Raw genomic sequence first — 12,502 nt, forward strand, 5'->3', positions numbered from 1 at the left:
TATCCCTCAGTAATCGAACGCGGCCGCCGTGTTCGCTGCCACCGCCGCGGCCAGCGTGTCCTCGTCCAGCCCCTTCACCACGGCCATGGCACGCAGCGTGACCGGAATGAGATACGGGGCATTAGGCCGTCCGCGGTAGGGCACGGGCGTGAGGAACGGCGCGTCCGTCTCCACCAGCACCAGTTCGCGCGGTGCGACGGCCAGTGCGTCCCGCAGCGGCTGGGCGTTCTTGAAGGTCACGTTGCCCGCGAAGGACATGTAGTAGCCGGCGGCGGCGCAGATCTCGGCCATCTCCGCGTCACCGGAGTAGCAGTGGAAGACGGTCCGTTCGGGTGCGCCCTCCTCGGCGAGGATGCGCAGCACGTCGGCGTGGGCGTCCCGGTCGTGGATGACCAGGGCCTTGCCGTGCCGTTTGGCGATCTCGATGTGGGCGCGGAAGGACCGCTCCTGCGCGGCCACCCCGTCCGGGCCGGTACGGAAGTAGTCGAGGCCGGTTTCGCCGACCGCGCGCACCTGGGGCAGCGCGGCGAGCGCGTCGATCTCGTCGAGGGCGTCGTCCAGTCCGGCCTCACCGCCGGCCTCCCGGGCGATCTGCCGCGGCCCCTCGCCCCCCGCTTCACCGTGGACGATCCTCGGCGCCTCATTGGGGTGGAGCGCGACCGCGGCCCACACGGCCGCGTGGTCGGCGGCCGTCTGCGCTGCCCAGCGGGACCCCTTGATGTCGCATCCGACCTGGACGACGGTGGTGACTCCGACGGCGGCGGCCCGGGCCAGTGCCTCTTCCACCGTGCCCTCCTGCATGTCCAGGTGGGTGTGGGAGTCGGCGACCGGGACCCCCAGCGGTTCGGGCAGCGGCGGCAGGGCGGACGAGGCACTCATGGGCGCGATCCTACGAGGCCCGCGCCCATGGGCTCATCTGCGGTGGAAGGGATGCAGCAGATCGGCGAGGTGCCAGTGGTGCTTGGCCTTGGCCGGTGCGCCCGGCTGCTCCTGCCCGGCCGTGGCGTCCGCCGCGGGGTCGATCTCGTCCTCGATCTCGCCCGCGCCGAGCGGCCCGGCCGTCGGCGATGCGGGCAGAGACTTGCGCTGCCGTCCCGTGCGGGGGCGGGTGGTGCTCATCGACCGGGCCATCAGGTCCATGACCGACGAGACCTGTCCGGCCCGCATGATCCGTACGACGTGCCCGCCGCAATTCAGACACGTCGGGCTCGACAACGGGGACGGGACCCGCTCACCGCCTGCGCGGTAGACGACGTACTCCTGTCCGTGGCTGTCGACGTGATGCTCGATGTCGTACGCCTGCTCCCAGCCGTGTCCGCAGCGCATACAGGCGAAGGCGTATGCCTCATGGACCCTGGCGGTGCCCGCGATCTCACTCATGCCTGCTCCTCTCCACTGCCCCAGTGGACGCCCATTCCGGCGGGAGCGCATCAGCGCCTGTCGAATAATGGAATGCTCTTTTGCCTTCCCATGCCCGGAGGGCTCCGGACACGGTCTGGGCTTTGCTTTCTACGGTAGTCCTTTACCCTCTGCGGGGACTGACCGAGCCGTGTTCTTTGCCGCCACGACCGCATCGAACACCTCGCGCTTGGGAATCCCGGCGGCCACCGCCACCGCGGCGATCGCCTCCTTGCGGCGCTCCCCCGCCTCTTCGCGCACCAGTACCCTGCGCACCAGTTCGGCGGGGTCCAGCTCGCCGGGTTCGACGTCCGGGGCGCCCTCCACGACGACGGTGATCTCTCCGCGCACCCCGTCGGCAGCCCACACGGCCAGCTCGCCGAGCCCGCCGCGCTTGATCTCCTCGTACGTCTTGGTCAGCTCCCGGCACACCGCGGCCCGGCGTTCGGCGCCGAACACCTCGGCCATGGCGGCGAGGGTGTCGTCGAGCCGGTGGGGAGCCTCGAAGTAGACGAGGGTGCGCCGCTCGGCCTGGTTCTCCTTCAACCGGGCGAGGCGCTCGCCCTGCTTGCGCGGGAGGAAGCCCTCGAAGCAGAAGCGGTCCACCGGGAGACCGGACAGGGCGAGCGCGGTGAGGACCGCGGAGGGGCCGGGTACGGCGGTGACCCGGATGTCCCGGGCGACGGCCGCAGCGACCAGCCGATAGCCGGGGTCGGAGACGGACGGCATCCCGGCGTCGGTGACCAAGAGGACGCGTGCACCACCGGCGAGCGCCTCGACGAGCTCCGGTGTGCGGGCCGACTCGTTGCCCTCGAAGTAGGAGACGACCCGGCCCCGGACCTGGACGCCGAGGGCCTGGGTGAGCCGGCGCAGCCTTCGGGTGTCCTCGGCGGCCACCACGTCGGCGCCCGCCAGTTCGGCGGCCAGCCGGGGCGGGGCGTCGGCGACATCGCCGATGGGGGTCCCGGCGAGGACCAGCAGTCCGGCCGAGGGGTCGGTCCGCAGGGGAGCGGGGGGAGTTTCACGGGGCGGCTCAGTCGTCACGCCGTCCATTGTCCCAGCGTCGAAGCCCGGGCCGGTCCCCGTGCTCTTGACCGCGGTGCGTGTGCCGGCTGCGGCAACGACTGTGGGGACCCTCACGCCGATCCCGGTGATCAGAACGCTCAGCGGATCGCTCAGCGGGCCGGACGGCCCTGGTTCGAGGGGTGTTGTCCGGTGCGGAAGGCGGCGTTCCCGTCCGCGGCGCACCCCGCTCATGGAGACGGACGCGCACCCGGGCCGGTGTCGTTCCCTACGATGGCGCGGTGACCAGTACCGCGCCACAGACCGTCCCGGGCAAGGACGCCGACGAACAGCCGTCCGGCTGGCAGCAGCGGCTGCGCAGATTCGGCTATGCGCCCCGGCCCGTGATCGGGCTGCGCGAACGCCTGGTGCCCCCGTACACCCGCCCTTCCGAACGGATCTGGCCGGTGTTCGGCATCCGGCCGGAGCGGGTGAACGCACTGCTGCGGGCGTCGGCCTGGGGCGGCCCGCTGCTGGTGGCGCTGGTCGCCGGCCTGCTGAGGTTCTGGAACCTGGGCACGCCGAAGGCCGTGATATTCGACGAGACGTACTACGCCAAGGACGCCTGGGCCCTGATCAACCAGGGGTACGAGGGCAGCTGGCCCAAGGACATCGACAACAAGATCCTCCGGGACCCCTCGTCCGTCGACATCCCCGTCGACCCCGGTTACGTGGTGCATCCGCCGGTCGGCAAGTGGATCATCGGCATCGGCGAGAAGCTCTTCGACTTCACACCGTTCGGCTGGCGCTTCATGGTGGCCGTGCTGGGCACGCTGTCGGTGCTGATGATCTGTCGCATCGGGCGCAGGCTGTTCCGTTCGACCTTCCTCGGCTGTCTCGCGGGGCTACTGCTCGCCGTAGACGGACTGCACTTCGTGATGAGCCGCACCGCCCTGCTCGACCTGGTGCTGATGTTCTTCGTGGTCGCCGCCTTCGGCTGTCTGCTCATCGACCGGGACTGGGCTCGGGCCAAACTCGCGGCGGCGCTGCCCCTGGACGAGAACGACGTCTTGCACCCCGACCGACGGATCGCGGAGACGCTACGGCTCGGCTGGCGGCCCTGGCGGATCGCGGCCGGTGTGATGCTGGGCCTGGCCGCGGGCACCAAGTGGAACGGCCTCTATGTGATGGTCGCGTTCTGCGTGATGGCGGTCCTGTGGGACGTGGGCGCCCGGCGCACGTCCGGCGCCTCGCGCCCCTACCGCGCGGTGATCAGGCGCGATCTGCTGCCCGCGTTCGTCTCCACCGTGCCGGTGGCCATCGTCACCTATGTGCTCTCCTGGTCGGGTTGGATCTTCACCGACAAGGGCTACTTCCGGGACTGGGCCGAGAACGACGGCAAGGACTCGTCGTGGGACTGGCTGCTCCCCGACTGGCTGCGCAGCCTCTGGCACTACGAGAACGAGGTCTATGACTTCCACGTCTCCCTGACCTCGGGGCACACCTACGAGTCGAACCCGTGGAGTTGGATCGTCCTCGGCCGCCCGGTCTCGTACTACTACGAGGACCCCAAGGCCGGAGAGGCCGGTTGCCCGGCCGACGCCGCCGACAAGTGCGCGAGCGAGGTGCTGGCGCTCGGCACTCCGCTGCTGTGGTGGGCGGCCTGCTTCGCGATCTGTTACGTCCTGTGGCGGTGGTTCTTCCGCCGCGACTGGCGGGCCGGGGCGATCGCGTGCGCCATCGCGGCCGGCTGGGTGCCGTGGTTCCTCTACCAGGAGCGCACGATCTTCCTGTTCTACGCGGTCGTCTTCGTGCCGTTCCTCTGTCTGGCGGTGGCGATGATGATCGGAGCGATCCTCGGCCCACCGGGCTCGGACGAACGACGGCGGGCGATCGGGGCGATCGGCGCCGGAGTCCTGGTGCTGCTGATCATCTGGAACTTCATCTACTTCCACCCGCTCTACACGGGCACCCCGATCCCGGTGGAGGACTGGCGCGACCGGATGTGGCTGGACACCTGGGTCTGACGTCCTGGCCCCCGGTGGGGACGCTGCAACGGCGAGGACCGCTAACGGATCCAGGAGGGGCTGGCGGGGCGGGTGGGATTCTCCGCTCGCTGCGCCGCACCCCGGCGAGACCGCCCCGCGGCTTTAGGTGGCCTTTATCGAAAATCGACTGACCAGGCTGAACGTCGGATTTGAAGAAGATCCGGACACGAGATGGTCACGAAGTGTCCCGCCATGTCACGGGAGAGCGGCCAACTGGACAAATGTCTTGACCCGCACACTTCAAGCCCCTAGCTTTCGGCTGGCCTAGTCCATCTGGACGGGCCTCCGTCGCAGTCCTATGGGGGGACGAACGTGAACTACTACCTGGACGTCGTCAAGCAGTACGCAGTATTCAACGGCCGTGCGCGCCGCAAGGAATACTGGATGTTCTTCCTGATCAACTTTGTGATCAGCATCGTCCTGTCGATCATCGAAGCAGTGGCGGGCATCGCACCGTTCCTCTCCGTGATCTACGTCCTGGCCGTCCTGCTGCCGAGCATCGGTGTCGGCATCCGACGTCTGCACGACACCGACCGCTCCGGCTGGTGGCTGCTCATCGGCCTGGTGCCGATCGTCGGTGGAATCATCCTCCTGGTCTTCGCCTGCCTTGAGGGGCAGCGCCACGACAACAAGTACGGCCCCGACCCCAAGGCGGGCAGGTACTAAACACATGCGTGCCGGCCGGTCGGGACCGCTCCCCGACCGGCCGGTGCTTTGCTGTCCGGGCCCTTCCGGCCGGCGCGCCGGGACCGCGCGCCCACCTCACGGGCAAGCCGGATCTACCGTCAGTCGGTGAGCCCGGCGAGGGCGTTCACCTTCGCCACCCGGACCCTGACGGTCAGTTCGCCGGGCCCGCTGTTGCGCCGCCCGAAGTCCTCGGCCCGGTCCTCGCCCATGTAACGGGCGGCGATCCGCGTCGCCCAGTGCAGGGCCTGTTCCTCGTCCTCGCTGACCTCGGCCTGTCCCTGGAGCAGCACGAAGGCGAACGGCGGTTCATCGTCCTCGATGCAGATCGCGACCCGGCCGTCCCGGCGCAGACTGCGGCCCTTGACCGTCTCCTTGCCGGTGTTGAAGACCAGTTCGTCCCCGTCCAGGAGGAACCACACCGGTGCGACATGGGGGCTACCGTCGACCCGTACGGTGGAGAGCTTCGCGGTGCGGGTGCCCTCCGAGACGAACTTCCGCCACTCGTGCTTCGTCATCGTCTTCGCCATTGCCCCATCTTCGGGCCAGGGACACCGGGCGACCGGTCCGGCACGCCGGGGCCGCGCGCAGGGGTCCACCGGGGAGCTTGCGGAGGGATTTCCTCCTCTGTCGCGGTCCCGTAACAGTCCTGGGACACCGTCAGGAGGTCCCGTAGGGTGCATGAGACACCCATTTTCTTGAACGCGTTCAAGGCACTTCCGAGAAGGGACCGCGCCAGATGCGCAGCGGAATGAAGGTCGCCGTCATCGGCGGAGCGTTCGTCCTCGTCGCCACCGGCGTGGGTTACGGCGGCTACGCGCTGCTCTTCGACGACGGTTCCACCTCCACGATGTCCGCGCCGGCGCGCAAGACCGGGCCGCCGGACGCGACGGAGATCGACCGGACCTCCAAGGCGTTCCTCGCGGCCTGGGCCGCCGGCAACGCCAAGGAAGCGGCCCAACTGACCGACAACGCGGTCGAGGCCGAGCCGCTGCTCGCCGGGTACCGGACGGATGCGAAGGTCAGCAAGGCCGTCATCACCCCCGCGGCCCCGATCGGCTCGGAGGTGACCTTCACGGTGGCGGCGACCGTCACCCACGACGGCGTGAGCAAGCCCTGGTCGTACTCCTCGTACCTCCAGGTGATCCGCGGACTGACCACCGGCAAGCCGCTGGTCGCGTGGACGCCGACCGTGCTCCACCCGGGGCTCCGGAAGGGCACGACCCTCCAGACCGGGCCGGCGACGGTCGCCCCGGTGACGGCCGTCGACCGCAACGGCCGGGAGCTGAGCCGGGAGAAGTACCCCTCGCTCGGCCCGGTGCTGGACGCCCTGCGCAAGAAGTACGGGAAGCTCGCCGGCGGCACCCCCGGTGTGGAGTTGGCCATCACCTCCGCCGACCCCAACAAGGCAGATCAGACCCTGCTGCCCATCAGCGAGGGCAAACCGGGCGAGCTCCGCACCGCCATCGACGCCGATGTGCAGGCGGCGGCCGAAGCCGCGGTGAAGCAGCACGCATCGGCGGCCCTGGTGGCGATCAAGCCGAGCACGGGAGAGATCCGGGCGGTCGCGAACAGCCCGGCCGGCGGCTACAACACGGCGATGCTGGGCGCCCAGGCCCCCGGCTCCACCATGAAGATCGTCACCGCCGCGATGATGCTGGACCAGGGCATCGTCGACGGCCCGGCCTCGAAGGTCGAGTGCCCGGCGACCGTGCAGTGGATGGGCCGCACTTTCGAGAACCTCGAACGCTTCTCCATCCCCGACAGCACCTTCAAGGACGCCTTCCGCCGCTCCTGCAACACCACCTTCATCAAGTCGGTGAAACCGCTCGACGAGCGCGGCGAGTCCGGTACGGCGCTGGGTGAGACGGCCCGGAAGTTCTTCGGCATCGGGCTGGAGTGGAAGACCGGCGTGGCCAGCTTCGACGGCAAGGTGCCCGAGTCCGACGGCACCGAGACGGCGGCCTCGTACATCGGCCAGGGCAAGATCACCATGAACGCCCTCACGATGGCTTCGGTGTCAGCGACCGTCAAGGACGGCGGCTTCCGCCAACCGGTGCTGGTCCCCCCGTCGCTCGACGACCGCGAACTCGCCACCGCCGAGCGGATGCCGGGCTCGATGTCGGCCGCACTGCGGGAGATGATGGCGGCGACCGCGCAGTCCGGTTCCGGTCAGGCCGCGATGAGTTCCGTAGCGGGGAACAAGGGCGCGAAGACGGGCTCGGCGGAAGTCGACGGCCAGGGGAAGTCCAACAGCTGGTTCACCGCGTACGCAGGGGATCTCGCGGTGGCGGCCGTGGTGCAGTCCGGCGGCCGTGGCGGCGAAGCTGCGGGCCCGGTGGTGGCGAAGGTCCTCAACGCACGGTGACGCGGGTCGCCCGGGAAACCCCTCCCGTGTGTGGCACAACTACCGCTAGCGTGCGGCCATGAGCACCTCCGGGTCCCAAGCCCACCCCCGTTTCGCCGAAGCCCTGCGCACGCTGGGGCTCGACGTGGAAGTGCGGCGCTTCCCCGAAGCCACCCGCACGGCAGCCCAGGCGGCAGCGGCCATCGGCTGCGACGTCAGCGAGATCGTCAAATCACTGGTCTTCGCCGCCGACGGAGTGCCCGTCCTGGTGTTGATGGACGGCTCCTCCCGCGTCGACGTGGAGCGCGTGCGCGAGGAGTTGGGCGCCGGGTCGGTCGGGCGCGCCGACGCCGACCTCGTCCGCCGGACCACCGGATACGCGATCGGCGGCGTGCCTCCGTTCGGCCACTCCACGAAGACCCGGGTACTGGCGGACCGCGCCCTGTTGAACCACGACGTCGTCTGGGCGGCTGCCGGCACCCCCCACACCGTCTTCGCACTCGACCCCAAGACGCTCGTCTCCCAGGCGGGCGGCGAACTGGTGGACGTACGCGAGCGCACCGCGTGAACACCCCGGCCCGTGGTCGAACCGAGCGCGGGACATGACCCCGCTGGTGATCTCCGCGGTCCTCCTGGCGGCGATCACGCACGCCACCTGGAACGCCATGGCGCACGCGGTGAAGGACCGGTTCGCGGCCTTCACCCTCCTCGTCGGAGGATCGGCGCTGGTCGGAGCCGTGCTGGTCTGCTTCACCGGTCTGCCGCGGGCCGATGCCTGGCCCTATCTGGTCGCGTCCGCCCTGCTGCACCTCGGCTACCAGGCGCTGCTGTTCAAGTCGTTCAGCCTGGGTGACTTCGGCCAGATGTATCCGATCGCCCGCGGTACGGCGCCGCTGGTCGTGTTCGCCCTCGCGGCGGTCTTCCTGGACGAGCGACTGTCCGGCTGGCAACTGGCGGGCCTGGTCCCGGCGTCGGCCGGCCTGGTCGGGATCGCCCTGTGGGGCATCAAGGGCTCCTCCGTCCGCCCGCAGTGGCCGGCTCTCCTCGCCGCCCTGGCCACGGGCCTGTTCATCGCCGCCTACACGGTGATGGACGGCGCCGGAGTGCGGGCCTCCGGTTCGGCGCTGAGCTATATCGCCTGGCTGACGCTGCTCCAGGGTGCCCTGATCCCGTTCTACGCCTTCGCCACCCACGGCCGGAGCCTCCTCCCCCGCCTCCGCCCCTACGCGGCGCGCGGTCTGCTCGGCGCGGCCCTGTCGATGGTCGCGTACGCACTGGTGCTGTGGGCCCAGACCCGGGCCCCGCTCGCGACGGTTGCGGCCCTGCGCGAATCCTCGATCATCGCGGGCGCGGCCATAGGAACCCTGTTCTTCAAGGAACGCTTCGGCGGACCGCGCCTGGTGGCGGCGGGGCTGATGGTGGTGGGGATCGGACTGATGCTGCAAGCGGGATGAGGCCCCCTTGAGCGATCAGTTCTCAGGGGTGTCGGTCAACGCGGTTACGGCGTACGGACGGAGGACCATGAGCGAATCCTCCTGGGTCGCCACCACGGCGAAGGGAAAGCGGTCGAGCTCAAGGCAGAGTGCGACGTCATCGGGATGCGCTCCCTGGCGCACACCCTCCGTCAACTCGGCGGCGGCGCGCGACTCGGCAGCACGCTGAAGGAACCCGGCTGCATCGGCCCCGGTATCCGTGGCCCTCTGAGCGATGTACTGGGCGCACGCCAGATCTTCATCGGCCCGCCCGTCTTCGCCGGTGACCACGAAGGTGACGTCGTCGCCCTTGCGGGTCCGCAGGAGCCGAGCCGTTGCCTCCGCCACGACAAAACTGGCGCAGAGCACCAGGGACGCCTCCTTGACGGCGAGAGCTCCGACCGTCCCAGCCGTGGTCTTCTGCACGACCGTCCGTCCACGAAGCTCGACAGACCGCAGCAGACCTGGCGAGTTGACCAGGTCGAACCCGGGCGCGGGAGGACCGTCCTTGAGCGCCACCCAATCCGGGTTGCGAGCCTTGAGCGCCAGGGCTTCATCCAGCGACCCAGCGAGAACGATCTTCTCCGCCCCCTGGGCGAAGACCCAGGGAGCCACGGTGAAGGCACGCATGACGTCGACGACGACCGCCACGGACGGGGTCTCACACAAGTCGGCGATGCCGAGGAATCTCAGGTCCATTCCCACCATGATCGCGCACGCCCGACGCCGAGAACCTCTCGGGGGCAGGGCGTGCGTCGGACAGGCGGGTCCGTATCTCGGCCGTACGGATCAAGACGGAGTACGCAGAGTGCTGTGAAACCGAACGATGGACGAGAGCAACGCAGCTGCGTAGGCGGGCGTCTGGAAGAGTCCCGGCATGACGTGTGACGCGTAGCCACGGTGCAGCCTGGTGCGTTCAATACAGCGGAATACGTGCCTCTTGCAGACGGCGGAGCCCGGTGCGCTGTACCCGCTTCAGGCCGGCTCCCAGGCGCACTTCCCGAAGTCGTGCCGCAACCATCTTGCGGGCGCTCTCGGCACTTGATGACTGGTACTGGGGCATGGCCCGGCGCGGTTAGACCGTGAACCCCTCGTGTGGGATGGCGCGCTGCCACACAGTCTCGAACGCTTTACTGAACTTCTTGATCACTTCTGGGTCATGACACATTTCGTTGCAGCCCCCGTAGCCGTCACCCCGCGACCGTGTCAGCGTCATGGACAGTACGACGCGTTGTCATGCGTCTGGGGTGCGCGTCTCGGGGCTCGACACGTGAAGACCAACAGTCCTTGAGGGCACGCAGCCGCGGCGGGGCGCCAATCGTGCACGTTGAGGGGACTGTCAGTGGTGGGCGCTAGCTTCGATGGCATGACCGCACGCTTTGATCTCACCCTTGACTGTGACAACGCACCGGAGCTGGCCGTGTTCTGGAAGCTCGCCCTGGGCTATGTGGACGAGCCGCCGCCACCGCCCTTCAAGACCCGCGAGGAGTGGGTCGCCCACGTCGACCCCGACGGGGACAACTCCGATGATGCCGGGGAGTGGCTGTGCGACCCCGAGGGGGTCGGGCCGCGGCTGTCGATCCTGAAGGTGCCCGAGCCCAAGACCGTCAAGAACCGGTTGCACATCGACATCCGGCTCCCCAAGGGCGGGTCGCCCGAGGAGCGGTGGGAGCGCATCCGGATCGAGGCGAGCAGGCTGGTGTCGGCGGGGGCCAAGGTGCTGAGGGAGGTGGAGGGGCAGCACATGGTGATGGCCGATCCCGAGGGCAACGAGTTCTGCGTCTCCACCGGCTGACCCGCCTCCTCGGGACCTGCATCCGTCCCGAGGAGATCTCGTACGCCGCGCCCATCAGCCGTCAGGCGCAACACTCCAGGCCGTGCCGGCGTGTCCTGGAGGGCGCTTGGCGGGGGTGGGGCAGCAGGTCGGGGCTCATGCGTTGGTCCCCGCGTCGACTGTGATGGCCGCTCCCGTGATGCTGCGCCCACCGGGGCCGGCCAGATGCAGGACCGTGGCGGCCACGTCGTCGGGGTCGAGGAAGCGGCCCAGCGCGGAGAGTGCCCGCTGCTCGTCGGCGCTCTCGCCGTCGATCGGGTTCATGTCCGTGTCGGTGGAGCCGGGGTGCACCACGTTGACCGTGATGCCGCGGGGTCCGAGCTCACGGGCCAGGCCCCGGGTGAGACCGCCGAGGGCCGCCTTGCTCATCGCGTACAGCGCGATGCCGGGGAACGGCACCCGATCGGCGAGATTGCTCCCGACGCTGATGATCCGCCCGCCGTCGGTCAGATGGCGCGAAGCCGCCTGAGCGGCAAGGAAGGCCGCCCTGGCGTGCACGGCCAGGGTGCGGTCCAACTCCTCCAGGGTGACGTCCTCGAACGGGCCCCAGGGATAGATCCCGGCGTTGTTCACCAGGATGTCCAGTCGGCCCCACACCTCGGCCGCTCTGTGCACCGCGCCACTGACCTCTTCGGCCCGGGCGGCATCGGCCTTGATCATGAGCGCCCGGCCGCCGAGTGCCTCGACCTCCTCCACCACTCCGCGCGCCAACTTCTCGCTCTCGGGGCTGACATAGGTGAAGGCGACATCCGCACCCTCACCGGCCAGCCGTCGCACGATCGCCGCGCCGATCCCCCTGCTGCCGCCCGTCACCAGCGCAGCCTTGCCCAACAGTGCGTCGCCCATGGCTCCCCATTTTCATATCGATCGCTACAGAAATGGTTTCACGCGCCCCGAGACCGGTCAAGGTATATTTTTAGTGATCGGCACAGAATTAGTCGTCGAACGGCACGGGTCGGAACGCACAAGCGCAGCGAGCGGAGGAGGCGCAGTGGCGGCACGCGGACGTCCCAGGGGTTTCGACCGGGCCACCGCTCTCCAGCGGGCCATGGAGACCTTCTGGGCACACGGGTACGAGACAACGTCGATCGCCGAGCTGACGTCTGCCATGGGGATCAACTCCCCGAGCCTGTATGCCGCGTTCGGGTCCAAGGAGCAGTTGTTTCGTGAGGCGGTGGCCCTGTACGACGCCACCGAAGGAAGCCCGGTGACCCGTGCGCTCAACGAAGGGCCAACGGCGTACGCGGCCATCGCGGCCGTACTCCGGGAGAACGCCCGCGCGTACACGGAAGAGGGCCGGCCCACCGGCTGCATGATCGTGCTCGCCGCGACGAACGTTTCCGACGTGGGTACGGAGGCCCGCGACCATCTCGCCCAATGGCGCAGGTCGGGCGTCGAAATGATGACGGCCCGGCTGGACCGGGGCGTACGGGAGGGCGAACTGCCCCCGGATGCCGACACCGCGACGATCGCCGCCTTCTACACCGCCGTGCTCCAGGGCATGTCCGTACAGGCCCGCGACGGTGCCCGGGCCGAGGAGTTGGAGCGCGTCGCCGAGTACGCCCTCGCGGCCTGGGACGTCATCACGGCGAGCCCCAGTCGCCGGTTCGATCTCCCACCGACTCGACATTCGAACTCTCCGGAGCGTGGCGAAGGTTGAGTCCGGGCGACCTGTCCTTGATGGGCCCCTGGTACGGGTCCCGCAGAGGGGGAAGCC

The 12,502-nt window shown here is 69.3% G+C and carries 14 protein-coding genes; 7 read left to right on the forward strand and 7 right to left on the reverse strand.

Going from position 1 to position 12,502, the window contains the following annotated elements; all coding sequences use genetic code 11:
- Window positions 1-6: 6 nt before the first annotated feature.
- From ABZ348_RS17105 to rsmI, 3 genes are all read right to left on the reverse strand, one after another.
- Entirely contained in the window at window positions 7-879 is an 873-nt protein-coding gene (locus ABZ348_RS17105) for a TatD family hydrolase (protein ID WP_358933757.1), read from the reverse strand.
- A 33-nt stretch (window positions 880-912) separates the two neighbouring features.
- On the reverse strand, window positions 913-1,380 hold the full coding sequence (locus tag ABZ348_RS17110) for a hypothetical protein (RefSeq protein ID WP_358933759.1): 468 nt from the start codon (window positions 1,378-1,380) through the stop codon (window positions 913-915).
- A 129-nt stretch (window positions 1,381-1,509) separates the two neighbouring features.
- On the reverse strand, window positions 1,510-2,403 hold the full coding sequence (gene rsmI, locus ABZ348_RS17115; RefSeq protein ID WP_358934015.1) for a 16S rRNA (cytidine(1402)-2'-O)-methyltransferase: 894 nt from the start codon (window positions 2,401-2,403) through the stop codon (window positions 1,510-1,512).
- Window positions 2,404-2,702: 299 nt separating this feature from the next.
- Between rsmI and ABZ348_RS17120 the strand changes: the two genes are divergently transcribed.
- The gene (locus tag ABZ348_RS17120) at window positions 2,703-4,427 is read left to right on the forward strand and encodes a phospholipid carrier-dependent glycosyltransferase (RefSeq protein WP_358933761.1); all 1,725 of its coding nucleotides are present in this window, start codon (window positions 2,703-2,705) and stop codon (window positions 4,425-4,427) included.
- A 333-nt stretch (window positions 4,428-4,760) separates the two neighbouring features.
- On the forward strand, window positions 4,761-5,114 hold the full coding sequence (locus tag ABZ348_RS17125) for a DUF805 domain-containing protein (RefSeq protein ID WP_358933762.1): 354 nt from the start codon (window positions 4,761-4,763) through the stop codon (window positions 5,112-5,114).
- A 119-nt stretch (window positions 5,115-5,233) separates the two neighbouring features.
- On the opposite strand, the gene ABZ348_RS17130 is transcribed toward ABZ348_RS17125, so the two are convergent.
- Complete coding sequence (locus tag ABZ348_RS17130; RefSeq protein ID WP_358933764.1) at window positions 5,234-5,662, reverse strand: PPOX class F420-dependent oxidoreductase; 429 nt, start codon at window positions 5,660-5,662, stop codon at window positions 5,234-5,236.
- 209 nt (window positions 5,663-5,871) lie between these two features.
- On the opposite strand from ABZ348_RS17130, the gene ABZ348_RS17135 reads away from it, so the two are divergent.
- The 3 genes from ABZ348_RS17135 to ABZ348_RS17145 are packed head-to-tail and all read left to right on the forward strand — an operon-like array spanning window position 5,872 to window position 8,933.
- A complete protein-coding gene (locus ABZ348_RS17135) occupies window positions 5,872-7,500 on the forward strand; it encodes a penicillin-binding transpeptidase domain-containing protein (RefSeq protein WP_358933766.1) in 1,629 nt (542 codons plus the stop codon).
- A gap of 58 nt (window positions 7,501-7,558) precedes the next feature.
- Window positions 7,559-8,047, forward strand: coding sequence for a YbaK/EbsC family protein (locus ABZ348_RS17140; protein WP_358933768.1), 489 nt, complete (start codon window positions 7,559-7,561; stop codon window positions 8,045-8,047).
- Window positions 8,048-8,081: 34 nt separating this feature from the next.
- Window positions 8,082-8,933, forward strand: coding sequence for a DMT family transporter (locus tag ABZ348_RS17145; RefSeq protein WP_358933770.1), 852 nt, complete (start codon window positions 8,082-8,084; stop codon window positions 8,931-8,933).
- 15 nt (window positions 8,934-8,948) lie between these two features.
- On the opposite strand, the gene ABZ348_RS17150 is transcribed toward ABZ348_RS17145, so the two are convergent.
- On the reverse strand, window positions 8,949-9,650 hold the full coding sequence (locus tag ABZ348_RS17150; RefSeq protein WP_358933772.1) for a 2-phosphosulfolactate phosphatase: 702 nt from the start codon (window positions 9,648-9,650) through the stop codon (window positions 8,949-8,951).
- 90 nt (window positions 9,651-9,740) lie between these two features.
- Complete coding sequence (locus tag ABZ348_RS17155; protein ID WP_358933774.1) at window positions 9,741-9,830, reverse strand: hypothetical protein; 90 nt, start codon at window positions 9,828-9,830, stop codon at window positions 9,741-9,743.
- Between the two features lie 487 nt (window positions 9,831-10,317).
- Here ABZ348_RS17155 and ABZ348_RS17160 point away from each other — a divergent pair, with 487 nt between their 5' ends.
- Window positions 10,318-10,746: a VOC family protein gene (locus ABZ348_RS17160; RefSeq protein WP_358933776.1), complete on the forward strand. Its 429-nt coding sequence runs from the start codon at window positions 10,318-10,320 to the stop codon at window positions 10,744-10,746.
- A gap of 135 nt (window positions 10,747-10,881) precedes the next feature.
- Here the strand turns inward: ABZ348_RS17160 and ABZ348_RS17165 are convergent, their stop codons facing one another.
- The gene (locus ABZ348_RS17165) at window positions 10,882-11,631 is read right to left on the reverse strand and encodes an SDR family oxidoreductase (RefSeq protein WP_358933778.1); all 750 of its coding nucleotides are present in this window, start codon (window positions 11,629-11,631) and stop codon (window positions 10,882-10,884) included.
- Between the two features lie 145 nt (window positions 11,632-11,776).
- Here ABZ348_RS17165 and ABZ348_RS17170 point away from each other — a divergent pair, with 145 nt between their 5' ends.
- Window positions 11,777-12,445 (forward strand): TetR/AcrR family transcriptional regulator, encoded by a 669-nt coding sequence (locus ABZ348_RS17170; RefSeq protein ID WP_358933780.1) that lies wholly within the window; start codon window positions 11,777-11,779, stop codon window positions 12,443-12,445.
- The last annotated feature ends 57 nt before the right edge of the window (window positions 12,446-12,502 follow it).

This window comes from Streptomyces sp. NPDC005963, assembly GCF_040638655.1.
Classification (GTDB): domain Bacteria; phylum Actinomycetota; class Actinomycetes; order Streptomycetales; family Streptomycetaceae; genus Streptomyces.

Excerpts from the sequence above, each read along its gene's own strand:
- ABZ348_RS17155 (WP_358933774.1), bottom strand. The coding sequence starts at position 9,830 with ATGCCGGGACTCTTCCAGACGCCCGCCTACGCAGCTGCGTTGCTCTCG.
- ABZ348_RS17160 (WP_358933776.1), top strand. The coding sequence starts at position 10,318 with ATGACCGCACGCTTTGATCTCACCCTTGACTGTGACAACGCACCGGAG.
- ABZ348_RS17135 (WP_358933766.1), top strand. The coding sequence starts at position 5,872 with ATGCGCAGCGGAATGAAGGTCGCCGTCATCGGCGGAGCGTTCGTCCTC.
- ABZ348_RS17105 (WP_358933757.1), bottom strand. The coding sequence starts at position 879 with ATGAGTGCCTCGTCCGCCCTGCCGCCGCTGCCCGAACCGCTGGGGGTC.
- ABZ348_RS17145 (WP_358933770.1), top strand. The coding sequence starts at position 8,082 with ATGACCCCGCTGGTGATCTCCGCGGTCCTCCTGGCGGCGATCACGCAC.
- ABZ348_RS17165 (WP_358933778.1), bottom strand. The coding sequence starts at position 11,631 with ATGGGCGACGCACTGTTGGGCAAGGCTGCGCTGGTGACGGGCGGCAGC.
- ABZ348_RS17130 (WP_358933764.1), bottom strand. The coding sequence starts at position 5,662 with ATGGCGAAGACGATGACGAAGCACGAGTGGCGGAAGTTCGTCTCGGAG.
- ABZ348_RS17150 (WP_358933772.1), bottom strand. The coding sequence starts at position 9,650 with ATGGACCTGAGATTCCTCGGCATCGCCGACTTGTGTGAGACCCCGTCC.
- ABZ348_RS17110 (WP_358933759.1), bottom strand. The coding sequence starts at position 1,380 with ATGAGTGAGATCGCGGGCACCGCCAGGGTCCATGAGGCATACGCCTTC.
- ABZ348_RS17140 (WP_358933768.1), top strand. The coding sequence starts at position 7,559 with ATGAGCACCTCCGGGTCCCAAGCCCACCCCCGTTTCGCCGAAGCCCTG.